The organism is Gordonia sp. C13 (assembly GCF_023218005.1).
Classification (GTDB): domain Bacteria; phylum Actinomycetota; class Actinomycetes; order Mycobacteriales; family Mycobacteriaceae; genus Gordonia; species Gordonia namibiensis.
The window spans coordinates 20,522-33,636 of record NZ_JALPSY010000034.1; the positions used below are offsets into that span (position 1 = coordinate 20,522).

Below are 13,115 nucleotides of genomic sequence, written 5' to 3' on the forward strand. Positions count from 1 at the left end.
GCACCGTCAGCCGCCGCGCCTAGCACCTTCCTGCGCGGCGGCCACGGTCGGTCCGAACTGGCGGACCTGCGGGACGGTCGTCACCATGTGGGCGACGACCCGCTCGGTCAGGCAGGTGTACTGATGCGGCACATCGCCGGGAAACCGCACGAAATCTCCAGCGGCCAGGTCGACCATCTCGCTCACCGGGCCAACCCGTAGTTTTCCGCTGACCAGATACAGGTGATGCAGCGTTCCCGCGGAGTGTGCCGCGAGTGCGGACGCATCATTGCCGCGCTCGAAGCGCAGGACCAGGGTCCGCACATACCCGGAGCCGTAGACCTCGTCCAGCAGACGTTCGGAATGCTCCGTGGCGTCCCCGTCGGTCCACACCCCCTCCCCGGCGCGTTGTACATAGACAGGCGTTCCCCACTCGGTCAGCAATCGACGCGAGGGTATGTCGAGAGCCGCACCCAGTAGTGCCAACGTCTCCACGGTCGGGTTACCGGTGCCCTTCTCGATCTTGGACAGCGTCTGCTTGGACAGTCCCGAACGACGGGCGAGATCGCCCAGCGACATGGCCCGCTCCTGCCGGTACCGCCGGACGTTACGGGCGACCAGGTCGTTCTCACTGATCCGTGTGTCCCCGGTCATCCTCATGTCGCCGACTCCTGTACGAGATCTGCCGCCGAGAGCGACGGTGGCTACTGTCACTTTCAATTACCGATCCGTCACTCTATCGCAGATTCGGCGAAGATCCGAGGCTGTTCCATTGTAGGGAACGGCGCCTGGAAACCGCCGGGCCGACCGGTTTGTGTGGACGTATGACTTCAACCATCCGACCCGCGGCCGGAGCTGGCGGGTGCGGTGGCGCCTGCGAGCTGCCTCGTGGCGCCGCAACCGCGGCCCCCCGCGGCGCGCTGCAGCGACCCTCGATCATGACCCGCAACATCGACGTGTCCGGCCTCGTCGACGCCGACGGCGGCCTGCTCGACCGCGCCATCTTCACCGATCACCAGCTCTACGAGCAGGAGATGCGCCGCATCTTCGCGCCGAGCTGGTTGTTCCTCGCCCACACCGACCAGTTCCACAAACCCGGAGACTTCTTCACCACCTACATGGGTGAGGACCCGGTCATCGTCACGATGGACAAGAAGCGCAGGATCCGCGCTTACCTCAACTCGTGCCGACACCGTGGCGCGCGGGTGTGCCGGGCGGACTTCGGCGCCACCAAGAACTTCACGTGCACCTACCACGGCTGGGCCTACGACCTCGAGGGCAAGCTGATCAGTGTCCCGAACAAAGAGGGCTACCCCGCCTCGTTCGATTCGAAGGACTGGGGTCTGGTCGAGGTTCCGCACCTCGAGACCTACCACGGTCTGATCTTCGGCACCTGGAACCCGCAGCCGCTTGCGCTGCGGGAGTCTCTCGGTGACATGGCGTGGTACATGGACGCCATGCTCGATCACGACGACCAGGGCACGGTCGTCGTCGGCGGCGTGCACAAATGGGTGCTCGACGGTAACTGGAAGCTGTCTGCCGAACAGTTCGCCACCGACTGGTACCACGTCAACATGAGCCACGCCTCGGCACTCATGGTGTTGTCCCCTACGGGCAAGGCCCCCAAGGACGAGATCGTGCACCGCACGGGCCGGCAGTACGTCGACCCGAATGGGCACGGCGCAGGGTTCCCGGTACATCCCAAGAACCGGTTCGACGCCCGTACCGTCCACGACTGGATGGATTACGACGCGCTGCGCACACGGCTCGGTGACGCTCGGGTGGAGGGACCGCTCACCACCGGTCACGCGACGGTGTTCCCGAATTTCTCCTATCTACCCGTCAACGGCTCCATCCGCATATGGCACCCCAAAGGGCCGGACCAGATGGAGGTGTGGGCGTGGACGATCGTCGACGAGTCGATGCCGGAAGAAGTGCGAGAAGCTCAGCGCCTCTACAACTTACGCACCTTCGGTCCCAGCGGGATCTTCGAGCAGGACGACGGTGAGAACTGGAGCGAGGTTCAGGCCATCTCCCGCGGGTTCATCACCAACGGTGTCGCTCTGAACTACCAGATGGGGCTGGGATCGGAGCGCGAGGACGGCCGGCACCCGGGCACGACAAGCGAGCTCTACAGCGACGCCGCCGGCCGCGCGTTCTACGCCCGCTGGCGCGACCTGATGAACACCCCTGCATGGCATGAGGAGGAACGATGACCGCAGGAATCCGCGTCGCGACGCTCGACGACATTCCCGAGGGGGAGGGCGTCGCCATCGACAAGTCCATCACCGGAACCGGCGACAACATTGCGCTGCTCCGCGACGACGACGGCACCGTGTGGGCACTCGACGACACCTGCACCCACGCTGAGGCATCCCTCGCGGACGGGTGGGTCGAGGACGGGTACGTCGAGTGTCCCCTGCACTCGAGCAAGTTCTGCCTGAAAACCGGCGCGGTGGACGGCCTTCCGGCCACCAAGGACGCCTGCCCGCACCGGGTCGAGGTGCGGGACGGCGAAGTCTTCCTGTACCCGAACGAGGTCCCCTGATGTCAACGGGCCTCGAGCGGATCGTCATCGTCGGCGGTGGTATCGCCGGGGTCAGCACGGCTGGCGCCCTCCGCGATGGTGGTTACTCCGATGAACTGATCCTCGTCGACGCCGGCGAATTCCCCTATGACCGGCCGCCGCTGTCCAAGGACTACCTCGCAGGCGAGAAAGACCTGAAGCAGATCGCCCTGCAATCGTCAGATTGGTACGACAACAACGCTATCCATCTACGCACCGGCATCATGGTGACCGCACTCCGCCCGGCCGAAGGCGGCGTCGAGTTGGCCGACGGCACGATGCTCGCGGCAGACCGGGTCGTGCTGGCCACCGGCGGTCACGCCGCGCGCCCGCCGATCCCGGGCGCCGACGGACCGCGGGTGCATGTGCTGCGCACCAGCGAGGATGCCGATAGGATCGGCGCCGCCCTTGTTCCGGAAGCACGCATCCTGGTCGTCGGCGCGGGCCTCATCGGGGCCGAGGTGGCATCCACGGCTGTCGACCTCGGATGTGACGTCACCCTCGTCGACCCGGTCGCAGTGCCGGTCGCCGCGGCGGTCGGACATGAGATCGCAGCGTGGCTGCACAGCCAGCACGCCGCCCGCGGAATCACCACGCTTACAACGCAGATCGAATCCTTCACCGACACCGGTTCGGGCGTGGAAGTCGTCATCGCCGGCGAGACGGCCCCCCGTTCCTTCGACGCCGTGCTGCTCGGCGTCGGCATGGTGCCGGACACCCGCCTCGCCGAGGCAGCCGGACTCGAGGTCGACCGCGGCATCGTCGTCGACCAGCGGCAGGTGACATCCAACCCAGCGATCCTCGCGGTCGGCGATCCCACCCGCATCCGCCGGGAGGGCGTCCTCGCCCTGCGGACCGAGCATTGGGATGCTGCTCAACAGGAGGGTCGCCGCGCCGCGGCGACCATTCTCGACGCCCCTGCGCCGCACACCACGGCGCCCTGGTTCTGGACCGACCGCCATCGTCGCCACGTGGAGGGCGTCGGGCACCTCGCCGACGCCGAGACCATCGTCCTGCGGGGCGAACTGGGATCGGAGTTCTTCTCCGCCTTCGGCCTTCGCTCCGGAGTCGTCGTGGGCGCCGTCGCCGTGGACGATTCGAATGCCGTCCGGGCGGCCCGCCGGATGATCGAGCGCGGCTTGGTCGTCGACCCGCAGCAACTGGCCGACACCGCCACCGATTTGCGAAAGCTGCTACGCGGCTGAGCCTGTGGGCCAGCCCCTGTAGCACCCAGAGAAGGGAACGAACCCCGTGACCACCACCGCCACCGGGTCACCGCGCGCCGAGCAGGCGGCGGGACGCCGCGCGGATCGCGACACACACTTCGAGGTCGAACAGTTCTACTACGAGGAAGCCGAACTCCTCGACGACGGGCGGTTCACCGACTGGCTGGACCTGCTGGCCGATGACCTCGACTACTGGATGCCGACCCGCACCAACAGATTGCGTCGTCAGCAGGCCCTGTCCATCGCAGCGCGCGGCGAAGCCGCCTTCTACGACGAAACCAAGGACAGTCTCGCCTGGCGCATCCGTCGCTTCGATTCGGGAATGGCGTGGGCAGAGGACCCGCCGTCCCGGACGCGCCATCTCGTCACCAATGTCGTCGCCCGGCACGTCGACACCGCCGAATTTGCCGGCTTCACCGCCGACGACCTCGTCGTGAGATCGGCGTTCCTCGTCTATCGCAACCGACTCGAGCGTGAGGAGAACATCTTCGCCGGCGGTCGGACCGATGTGCTCCGTCGTACCGACTCCGGACTGAAGATTGCTCGCCGCACGATTCTTCTCGACCAGAACATCCTCCAGTCGAAGAACATCTCCACCTTCTTCTGACGCCGACAGCCGCCACCGACTCGATTCTCACCGAGGGGATTCTCAGTGACCACTTCCACGACCGAACTCGAACTCCGCCATCACAAGGTGCAGACCTCTCTCGGAGAGGTCGCCGTGGCCGAGGTACCCGGCGAGGGGCCTGTGCTCGTGATGCTCCACGGCGGAGGCCCAGGTGCCTCCGGCGTGAGCAACTATCATCAGAACCTGGCCGCGCTGTCGAAGCGCTTTCGAATTCTGCTTCCCGATCAGCCTGGATTCGGCCACAGCTACCGGCCCGGCGAGACCGAACTCGGCGAGCGGTCGATCACCCAGATCACCGTCGATGCGCTCTTCCAAGCCCTCGACGCTCTCGAGATCGAATCCTTCCATCTACTCGGCAACAGCCTCGGTGGCGCTGCTGCGATCGCCATGGCCCAGACACAACGCGACCGCGTCACCGGCCTCGTGCTGATGGCGCCCGGTGGCGGCTGGCTGCCCTTCGGTCCCACTCCCACCGAGGGGCAGAAGGAAATGTTCAAGTACTTCAACGGCGCAGGGCCAAGCGAGAAGAAAATGGCCTCGTTCATCCGGACGATGGTGTTCGACCACAAGCAGTTCGGCGAGGACGTGGTGCGGGCGCGGTACGAGGCTTCGCTCGATGAGAGCCACATCGAGTTCTACCACCTGTACAACGCCGCCTTCGCCAGGCGCCACGGCATGGACCCATTGTGGAGGGACCTGCACAAGATCAAGGCCCCGACCCTGCTGCTGTGGGGCCGCGACGATCGGACCATCACCCTCGAAGGTGCGCAGATCATGGTGAAGCAGATCCCCGATGTGCAGATGCACGTCTTCGGAAATTGCGGGCACTGGGTGCAGCTCGAACGCGCCGCAGAATTCGAACGTCTGGTGACCGACTTCCTCGGAGATCTCGAATGAGCGGCTGGCTTGAGGGTTACTCCGCGCTGATCACCGGCGGGGGAACAGGAATCGGTCGCGCGGTCGCTGAACGCTACCTCGCCGAGGGAGCTTCGGTGACGGTTCTCGGCCGCGATCTCGACCAGCTGAAGACCGTGGCTGCCGAGGCGCCGGACCCTTCGCGTGTGCATGCGGTGGCGGCTGACGTCCGCGAACCCGAGCAACTGCACGCAGCGGTCGCCGAGAGCGTCGCGCATTTCGGCAAACTCGACACGCTGGTCGCCAACGCCGGGGTGTGGGACTACCAGCGCCAGCTCACCCGACTATCCGGGGCGGAGGTCGCCGCCACCTTCGACGAGGTGTTCGCCGTCAACGTGAAGGGGTACTTTCTCGCTGCCGAGGCCGCGTGGCGCGAACTGGTCAAGACGCGCGGCAGCATCGTGATGACGTTGTCGAACGCCTCGTTCTACGTCAACGGCGGTGGCCCGGTGTACACCGCGAGCAAGCATGCCTGCCTCGGGCTGATGCGCGAACTCGCATACGAACTCGCCCCGAAGGTGCGGGTCAACGGGGTCGCCTGTGGCGGAATGAACACCGACCTGCGCGGCCCGGAATCGCTGTCGATGGGTGAGCGGTCCATCTCGGCGTCGTTCGCGAAGCGCGGCCCGGACACCCCTCCCCCACCGCTTCCCTTGCACGACTCGAGTACCGACCCGAAGGACTTCACGGGACCGTACGTCCTCCTCGCCTCTCGCGAGCAGAGCGGACCGATCACTGGCGAAGCGATCTCCATCGACGGCGGAATGGGCGTTCGCGGGTTCAGCTCCGACGCCGGCGGCAACCACCTCTGAGCCCTGGAAGGCTTGACATGACACTTGGACATCCCGCCAATTCGGGCATCACCGTCGACGTCAACCCGGCAACCGCCCTGCGCCGCAACGCTGATTGGAACGGCTCCGCGGTGGCGCTGCGGTACGCAGATGTGGGGTTGACCTACGCCGATCTCGAAGATCGATCGGCCCGGCTCGCCGCAGTATTAGCAGACGGCGGGGTCGGCGCCGGCGAGCGAGTCGCCTATGTGGGCCTGAACAGCCCGGCATACCTGATCACCCTGCTCGCGACGCTGCGGATCGGTGCGGTGTTCGTGCCGGTGAACTTCCGGCTCGCCGGACCCGAGTTGCAGACCGTGCTCGATCGCAGCGGAGCCGCTGCCCTGATCGCCGAACCCGGACACCAGTCTCTGGTCGATGCCGTTCGAGATGTGGTTGCGGTCAAGCGGTTCCTCCTCGTCGACGACGACCCCGCGGTGCCGGTGACCGGCGACACCGAGGGGTGGGAGCCGTGGTCGACCGTCATCGCCGATGCAGCACCCGCCGACCGCTTGGTGCCGGGGCAGTTCGACGATCCCGCCATCTTGATGTTCACCTCGGGCACCACCGGCACTCCCAAGGGTGTCATCCTCACGCACGGCAACATCTGGTGGAACTCGGTCAACGTCGACACCCGTCTCGATGCTCGCCGCGGAGACGTCACCTACGCCTCGGCGCCGCTGTTCCACGTAGGAGCACTCAACAGTTTCGTCCTCCGCACGCTCGTCCGTGGCGGAACGGTCGTGTTGCGACGGTCTTTCGACCCCGCCGAGTTCCTAGCCGATCTCGTTGCTTACAAAGTCAACTCGGTGTTCGTCGTGCCGGCCATGCTCGCAAGCCTCCGCCGCGTGCCCGGGGTGTTCGAGGTGGACCTGTCGCATGTGCGGTCGATCGTCGTCGCGGCCGCGCCGGTGCCCCCGTCGTTGATCCGCGAGTTCGCCGATCACGGCATCTGGCTGCAGCAGGCGTGGGGGCTGACCGAGACCGCCCCGTTCGCCACCCATCTTCCGGTCGAGCGAACACTCGACAAGCTCGGCTCCGCAGGTATTCCGATGCCGTACACCGAGATTCGAGTCGTCGACGTTGCCTCGCGCACCCCTGTCCCCGCAGGCGTCAGCGGTGAGATCCTCGTTCGCGGTCCGAACGTCACCCCGGGCTACTGGGAGAACCCCGAAGCAACCGCCTCCGCGTTCGACGACGAGGGATGGTTCCACTCCGGAGACATCGGATACCTCGACGACGAGGGCTACCTGTTCATCGTCGACCGGCTCAAGGACATGGTGATCAGTGGTGGCGAGAATGTCTACCCCGCAGAGGTCGAACGCGTCCTGGCGAACATGCCCGGAGTCACGGATGTCGCCGTGGTCGGTGTGCCGGACCCGAAGTGGGGCGAGGCCGTCGTCGCAGTCGTCTCGCTCGACAGCAACGTCGCGGTCACACTCGACGACGTGCGTGAATTCGCGGCCGCCGAACTGGCCCGCTACAAACTGCCCCAGCGGTTGAAGATCATCGACCGGGTCCCCCGGAATGCCTCCGGCAAGCTGGAGAAAGTGGCGATTCGATCGATCGTCAGGGATGGCTCGCAGTGAACGTCCCGCTGGGCCGTCCTCACTTCCCCATGCCGTGGTCGGGCCAGGTGCTCTCGTGGACAGATGCCGGCGGCACGGTGACACTGCATCGCGACGGGAGGGTAATCGCTACGGTGGAGCTGCTGCGCTGCACGGCCGGTCGGCTGAGCTCCGCATATCCCGTCGCAGCACACGACATCGAAGTGCGGATGACCGACGCGAGCCCCGAGGACCTCATCAGTTCGCTAAGTGTGGTGATCTCCGCTGCGCGACAAGCGGATCCCGAGTGCCGGAAGGTCGTGTTCGCAGTGGAACGCGATGGTCCCGAGCAGGCACGGTCGCGCGCGATACGCACGATCGCGGCCGCGGAGGCCGCCGGGTTGCGCTACGTCGTCGATGTCGATGTCCCCGGTCATGAGTTGAGTCTGCTTGTCTCGGAACCCGACTGGGTGACCGAAGTCGACATGGACCTCGACCACGTACCGGGGACCTGACAGCGCGAGCCGGTCGCCAGAGGGTGTCGAACCGCTTCGTAGGTCAGGTCATGGCCCTCGCCTGCGGACTTGACGTTGCGCGGAGCCAGCGAGGGCCGTCGGCGGGCGATCCGTCTCCGCCGAATCCGACCACGGTGATCCGGTGCCGGCGAGTTTCCACCCGATTGCGGGGACACCCGCACGGGGACACTCACCCTCGCCCGTGATGAGGGATATGCCAATGCCACGGGCACGGGCACGGAGATCCAGCCACGATGGCGCGCCAGCGGATCGCAGCCCGCGCCGGGTGGCCATCTTCGGCCTGGAACGCTGCCGCTGTCGGAATGCAAGATGCGCTGGGACTCATGTTCTATCACAATGTCTTCACGGTTCAGTTCATGTACGACCGCCCGCCCCCGTACATAGTCGCGTTCTATCCGGCACTGAGTCAGGTCGCCCACGTGTGCGCACCGTCGTCGAGGCGGGAGCCTTCGCGGTAGCCTGCCGGCCGCTGTTCAGCATCCCGACCGCTGCTTCGGACGCGAGCACGCCAACACTACAGGTCAGGCGATCGTACTGACGCTCGAAATCGCCGGGTTGTGGGTCCGCGGCATCTATTTCACGGTGTCGCACTGGCGTCGAGTCCGTCGAGCTTCATCGGACCCATCGACGTCGGCGGCCAGAACGGCGCTGCCGTTCCTTCGCATCTTCCCGGTTGCTTATCTGCTCGTTCCGGCCGTGCTTTGGATCGCCTCCGCGCCGGCCTATTTCGGCGCAACCCGCGGAGTCACCGATCACGGTACCCTACCGGAAACCTCTGGTATGTCCTGTGTTTCTTCGTAATCGCACTCGGATCGCTGTCCCTGGCAATAGTTCGAGAGCTCGCCACGGCCGGGCCCAGGACTCCCGGACCGCATGTCAACGGATCTCGCCCACGTCAACACCGCGCAGGAGGCGGTCACTGAGACCATCAGTCTCCTGCGTGAAAGTCTGACCCGACGAGCCCGCGATCGGACTCCTGGTCCGGGCTGGCCAGACCGAGTTCTTCACCCGGGAAGCAACGACATCCGGCGATCACGCTGGGCGCTTCGATGCTACGTCGACTGGCTGTCGACTGGGAAGCTGAGGGCTCGACGATGCAGCGATGGAAGGTCTCGCGGAGTACGTGATGCGTACCTGGCTCAGCTGCCTGCAGTACCCGACCCACCCGCCGCGCGCTGACGAAGCGCTCTCGGACCGACACGCAATCGGCGGCAGCCAGAACAGAGCCGTAACCCCGATGGTCGACCATCACTCATATCCACCAGTGGAGGAACGGACCGCTCGCACGGTGGTCAGTTCTGAGAAACATGGGATTCCGGGCATCTGCCGGCGCGGACATTGTGCGGTGACTCGCATTCGCCATTGAGTCCCACAATATCGAATGCGTTTGCCGGTGGGCCGGAGTCAACCGGCGTAGTTGTTGAAATAGATTTGCGGACTGCGCGTCCGTCGCTCCACTCTCCCATGTAGCTGAGATCCGAAGTGCAATGCGATCCTGTAAGGGCGCAAGATTGAAGGGCGTCGCCCACTCGATAGATCCCATAGAAACGGATCGCATCGTTGGGCGCCAGGACGCTGTTAGCCGACAGATGCGTGGCGTCCAATCTCGTGAGCGGTCCGCGGAAGTCACTTCGAACGGTGATGTGGCGCTTCTGTTCGACCGGCAGATCGTAGGCGTTGAATTGTTCGATACCAATTCGTGCGTCCAGAACGTTGTCGTGGTCAAAATTCTCAACGACGACCCTCGTGTACTGCGGCACCGAGATGCTTCCGGTGCCGACGTCGCTGGCGAACGCGGGCGCAATCTGGAACAACCAGAGCGACGATGATCCCCATCCTCGATGGACCGCCTGTTGCGCCAGAAACGGAAGCGCTCCGCCGCCCATGGAGTGCCCGATGAATCCCAGCTTGCTGAAATCGGCACGTGGCGTGAATCTCTGGGCGTAGCCAAGCGCTCGATCCTGTTGCGCGACTGCTTCGGAGAAATTGTACGGATTGGTTGGCCAGGTTGCGAAAACCACCACATTTCCCGCGGCCACGAAGTGATTGATGATATCGCGGTACAGGACGCTGGAGCCGAGAAGCTGTGCGTCTATGCCCGCGAGCAGGCCGTGGACGATGACCACGACGGGTCGCTTCGGATCGTTGCAGCGACCGCCCAGAAGGGGCGTGGCCGCAGTTCCTGTAGGGCTATGGATGGCGATCTTCTGTGTCGCGTCAACAGGGTTTGCATGGACGGCTACAGTCGATCCGCAAGGACCCTGCGCTCCCAGCCCGCTCGACGGCTGCGCCGGTGGTAACAGTGGTCCCTGGGCGCTCGCAGAGGCCGGGTTGAAGATGAGCGATGCCGCCACTACCAAGACCGAGAGCGTCATGAGAATTACAGAGCGACACAGCGGTGCCGAAGGTGTAGCAGGGGGATTCATAGAACGGTCGTCCTTAAGCCGTTGGTTGCGTACGTTGCACGGACTGGCGAGATGGGTTCGTTGTTCGGCGCCGGGACGGCCGGCGCGCGGGTGGATCGGATCATCCTGGAGCGGTCGCAGATCATCTGCGGCGTCCTGGATCGCGGTCCGTCTTGTGCTCCCAGCCAGGGAGGCCGGCCGCAGCGAAGAACGCCTCGAGTGAAGTGTTTCCGGCGCCAGTCCCGTGGCCGGCCGGCGAAGCGTCAACTCGGTAGGCGCCGCCTTCCCCTACCGTGACGACGCTATCAGCCCACGAGAGCGATGGTTTTCTGTCCGCATTGAAGCCGAGCTGGGTAGATGGGTCGAGTACGTCCTGGTAGGCCCTGGTGCGCCCACGCGCATCATCGATCGTCAACCGCCCTCCCGTGTCGGTGACGTACATGCAGTCGGCGCCGTAACGGTGCATCAGGTTTGCCTGCTCGGCAAGGTCTTCGGCTCGGCCAGATGACTCGTCCTCATCCGGAGACGCCCATCCCGAGTACCTCGCCTTGCCGATGCGGATGTCGCGTTGGGCTCGAAGTGGACGGGTTGGGCACGGTACTCCTCAGATTTCGTCTTTCACGGTGTGGATGAGTGGCGAATGTCACGAATATACGGACGTGAGGGGCGAAGCGGCTAACGCGTGTGCCGTCATGCGGAACGGCCGCAGGGCGGCGGTGGTCCCCGAACCATTCAGGGAGGAGACGAGAAGCCCTCACTCCGGTGCCACGTGATTGAGGCATCCGTCAGGGTGCCCTGTGCAGACCGCAGCGCTACCGCCGTGATCTGAGCAAGGTGTTCGAGTCTGCCAGACCAGCTGGTAAGCCATCACCAGCGTCGGATGCGCTCGAGAGCGCGTCCAACCTCGCCCGTACAAGCCGGACGGGCAGACTCCTGTGCGTGCACCTACCCGGTGGGTTCACTCTGCGCCGGGTGTGGCGAACACGAACAGAGCCATGAAGGCGATGTTGATGAAGAAGGCCGCCTCGACGAGGCTGACGGTGATGAAAAACGGTGTGAACAGACGGGTTTGCGCCTGAGGCTGGCGAGCGGCGCCTTCGATGAAGCGCGCTCCGGCCAGTCCGTTGCCGATACCCGCGGCGATGGCGCCACCGGCGAGGGTTATCGCCCCGGCAAGTAGGGCATCGCCGATGAGTGCTTCGCTAGCCATGACTCCTTCTCCTCCTCTTGAGTGTGCTCGCGGTTGATCAAGCCGAGGTCGACGTGTTCAAAAGGTCTTCGACGACCTGACACGCACGCCCGACTCCACTCTCGTCGGCAATCGCCGAGGAGAGCGCGGCGGCGCGATGCCCGTACTCAGATCGACCGTTCTCCCCGTCGGCGACGGCCCGCAGCGCCGCGCTCAGGTTCTCGACCGTCGCCCGGGTCCGTGGGATGGGGTCGGGCGCGACGCCAATCCGCCGAAGGCGGTTCGCCCAGAACGGTTGATCCATGATCCCGGGAAGGGCCACCGTCGGGACACCGGCACGGAGTGTGGCCGCCGCTGTTCCGGCGCCGCAGTGGTGGACCGCCGCCACAGTCCGTGGGAGCAGCCAGGAATGGGGAACGTCGTCGATCGTGTGCATCGCGCTGTCCGAACCGCCGTCCAGATGCGCCCACCCTTTGTGCACCACGCCACGGAGCTCATTTCGACGAAGCGCGTCGCAGATGACTTCGCTGATCCGCCCGCCGTCGCTGATCGCCGTGCTGCCGAGCCCGATGTACACCGGTGGCGGCCCGTCCGCAAGGAAGTCGACGAGACCGGGGTAAGCGTTTTCGGACGGGTTTTCACTCGGCCACCAGTATCCCGTGACATGAACGTTGTCGGGCCAGTCCCGGGGTCGGGGCACGACGTGCTCGCTGAACCCACACAATTGAGTCCACCTTCGCTGACGCTTTCGCCTTGGTCCGGTTCGCGACTCGCGGCCGAGGCCCAATGACTGTCGGAGATCGTCGATGAGAGGTGCGAAGAGCCTCTCACCAATCGCGGTCGTGCGCCACGCGGCCCGGTTCCCGACACATCCAAACGAGCGGACACCGAGGGCAGGGGGACCGAAATCGCTTGTACGGTAAGATGGCTGGAGGACGACGGCTGCACTCCGGCATCCGACTGCCTCGGCCACATGCCAGCCGAGCAACGTACCGACCGGGCCGCCGCACAGAAGCAGGTCGGCATTCTCCGCAGCCGCTGCCACGGCCTCGCCCACGCCCGCCAGATCCTCACGCATCCCAACCATCGCATCCTTTGACGGTTTGAGTCGGCGGCCGTCGACCATCGCCTGACCGTATTCTGATGACCGGGTGTCCGCCTGAGTATCTCGCGGTAGGAGACGGAACGTGTGGCCGGCGCGGGTGATGATCTGCTCGTATGGGCGTTGCGCGGCAATGGTGACGTGGGCGCCGAGCCGATCCCGCAGCCCGGTCGCGAGGCCCGTCAGTGGCGC

Annotated in this window: 13 protein-coding genes; 8 read left to right on the forward strand and 5 right to left on the reverse strand. The window is 65.3% G+C overall.

The genetic code is table 11. The features are described 5' to 3' along the window. Positions 1–6: 6 nt before the first annotated feature. Positions 7–633: a helix-turn-helix domain-containing protein gene (locus M1L58_RS20885; protein ID WP_248660348.1), complete on the reverse strand. Its 627-nt coding sequence runs from the start codon at positions 631–633 to the stop codon at positions 7–9. Positions 634–1,022: 389 nt separating this feature from the next. On the opposite strand from M1L58_RS20885, the gene M1L58_RS20890 reads away from it, so the two are divergent. The 8 genes from M1L58_RS20890 (at position 1,023) to M1L58_RS20925 (ending at position 8,206) form a co-directional block, all read left to right on the forward strand. Then, complete coding sequence (locus M1L58_RS20890; RefSeq protein ID WP_248660377.1) at positions 1,023–2,195, forward strand: aromatic ring-hydroxylating dioxygenase subunit alpha; 1,173 nt, start codon at positions 1,023–1,025, stop codon at positions 2,193–2,195. Continuing rightward, positions 2,192–2,527: a non-heme iron oxygenase ferredoxin subunit gene (locus tag M1L58_RS20895; protein ID WP_248660349.1), complete on the forward strand. Its 336-nt coding sequence runs from the start codon at positions 2,192–2,194 to the stop codon at positions 2,525–2,527. Before M1L58_RS20890 ends, M1L58_RS20895 begins: the two co-directional genes overlap by 4 nt. After that, entirely contained in the window at positions 2,527–3,750 is a 1,224-nt protein-coding gene (locus M1L58_RS20900; protein WP_248660350.1) for an NAD(P)/FAD-dependent oxidoreductase, read from the forward strand. The genes M1L58_RS20895 and M1L58_RS20900 overlap by 1 nt, the downstream gene beginning before the upstream one ends. 46 nt (positions 3,751–3,796) lie before the next feature. Beyond that, on the forward strand, positions 3,797–4,378 hold the full coding sequence (locus M1L58_RS20905) for an aromatic-ring-hydroxylating dioxygenase subunit beta (protein WP_248660351.1): 582 nt from the start codon (positions 3,797–3,799) through the stop codon (positions 4,376–4,378). 45 nt (positions 4,379–4,423) lie between these two features. Then, positions 4,424–5,296 carry an alpha/beta fold hydrolase gene (locus M1L58_RS20910; protein WP_248660352.1) on the forward strand — a complete coding sequence of 291 codons (873 nt, stop codon included), beginning with the start codon at positions 4,424–4,426 and terminating at the stop codon, positions 5,294–5,296. After that, the gene (locus tag M1L58_RS20915; protein ID WP_248660353.1) at positions 5,293–6,126 is read left to right on the forward strand and encodes an SDR family NAD(P)-dependent oxidoreductase; all 834 of its coding nucleotides are present in this window, start codon (positions 5,293–5,295) and stop codon (positions 6,124–6,126) included. Before M1L58_RS20910 ends, M1L58_RS20915 begins: the two co-directional genes overlap by 4 nt. Positions 6,127–6,143: 17 nt before the next feature. Further along, entirely contained in the window at positions 6,144–7,733 is a 1,590-nt protein-coding gene (locus tag M1L58_RS20920; RefSeq protein WP_248660354.1) for an acyl-CoA synthetase, read from the forward strand. Between the two features lie 188 nt (positions 7,734–7,921). Further along, entirely contained in the window at positions 7,922–8,206 is a 285-nt protein-coding gene (locus tag M1L58_RS20925; protein WP_248660355.1) for a hypothetical protein, read from the forward strand. Between the two features lie 1,313 nt (positions 8,207–9,519). Here M1L58_RS20925 and M1L58_RS20930 read toward each other — a convergent pair. The 4 genes from M1L58_RS20930 to M1L58_RS20945 form a co-directional block, all read right to left on the reverse strand. After that, positions 9,520–10,602: an alpha/beta hydrolase gene (locus M1L58_RS20930; protein WP_248660379.1), complete on the reverse strand. Its 1,083-nt coding sequence runs from the start codon at positions 10,600–10,602 to the stop codon at positions 9,520–9,522. 172 nt (positions 10,603–10,774) lie between these two features. Then, a complete protein-coding gene (locus M1L58_RS20935) occupies positions 10,775–11,098 on the reverse strand; it encodes a hypothetical protein (RefSeq protein ID WP_374112774.1) in 324 nt (107 codons plus the stop codon). Between the two features lie 492 nt (positions 11,099–11,590). Beyond that, positions 11,591–11,842 (reverse strand): ATP synthase F0 subunit C, encoded by a 252-nt coding sequence (atpE, locus tag M1L58_RS20940; protein ID WP_248660356.1) that lies wholly within the window; start codon positions 11,840–11,842, stop codon positions 11,591–11,593. Between the two features lie 37 nt (positions 11,843–11,879). Beyond that, positions 11,880–12,947, reverse strand: a complete 1,068-nt coding sequence (locus M1L58_RS20945; protein WP_248660357.1) for a glycosyltransferase — start codon at positions 12,945–12,947, stop codon at positions 11,880–11,882. Positions 12,948–13,115: the final 168 nt, after the last annotated feature.

Coding starts and splice junctions, on each gene's coding strand:
- M1L58_RS20885 (WP_248660348.1), bottom strand. CDS start 633: ATGACCGGGGACACACGGATCAGTGAGAACGACCTGGTCGCCCGTAAC.
- M1L58_RS20895 (WP_248660349.1), top strand. CDS start 2,192: ATGACCGCAGGAATCCGCGTCGCGACGCTCGACGACATTCCCGAGGGG.
- M1L58_RS20900 (WP_248660350.1), top strand. CDS start 2,527: ATGTCAACGGGCCTCGAGCGGATCGTCATCGTCGGCGGTGGTATCGCC.
- M1L58_RS20915 (WP_248660353.1), top strand. CDS start 5,293: ATGAGCGGCTGGCTTGAGGGTTACTCCGCGCTGATCACCGGCGGGGGA.
- M1L58_RS20920 (WP_248660354.1), top strand. CDS start 6,144: ATGACACTTGGACATCCCGCCAATTCGGGCATCACCGTCGACGTCAAC.
- M1L58_RS20925 (WP_248660355.1), top strand. CDS start 7,922: ATGACCGACGCGAGCCCCGAGGACCTCATCAGTTCGCTAAGTGTGGTG.
- M1L58_RS20930 (WP_248660379.1), bottom strand. CDS start 10,602: ATGACGCTCTCGGTCTTGGTAGTGGCGGCATCGCTCATCTTCAACCCG.
- M1L58_RS20935 (WP_374112774.1), bottom strand. CDS start 11,098: ATGCACCGTTACGGCGCCGACTGCATGTACGTCACCGACACGGGAGGG.
- atpE (WP_248660356.1), bottom strand. CDS start 11,842: ATGGCTAGCGAAGCACTCATCGGCGATGCCCTACTTGCCGGGGCGATA.
- M1L58_RS20945 (WP_248660357.1), bottom strand. CDS start 12,947: ATGGTCGACGGCCGCCGACTCAAACCGTCAAAGGATGCGATGGTTGGG.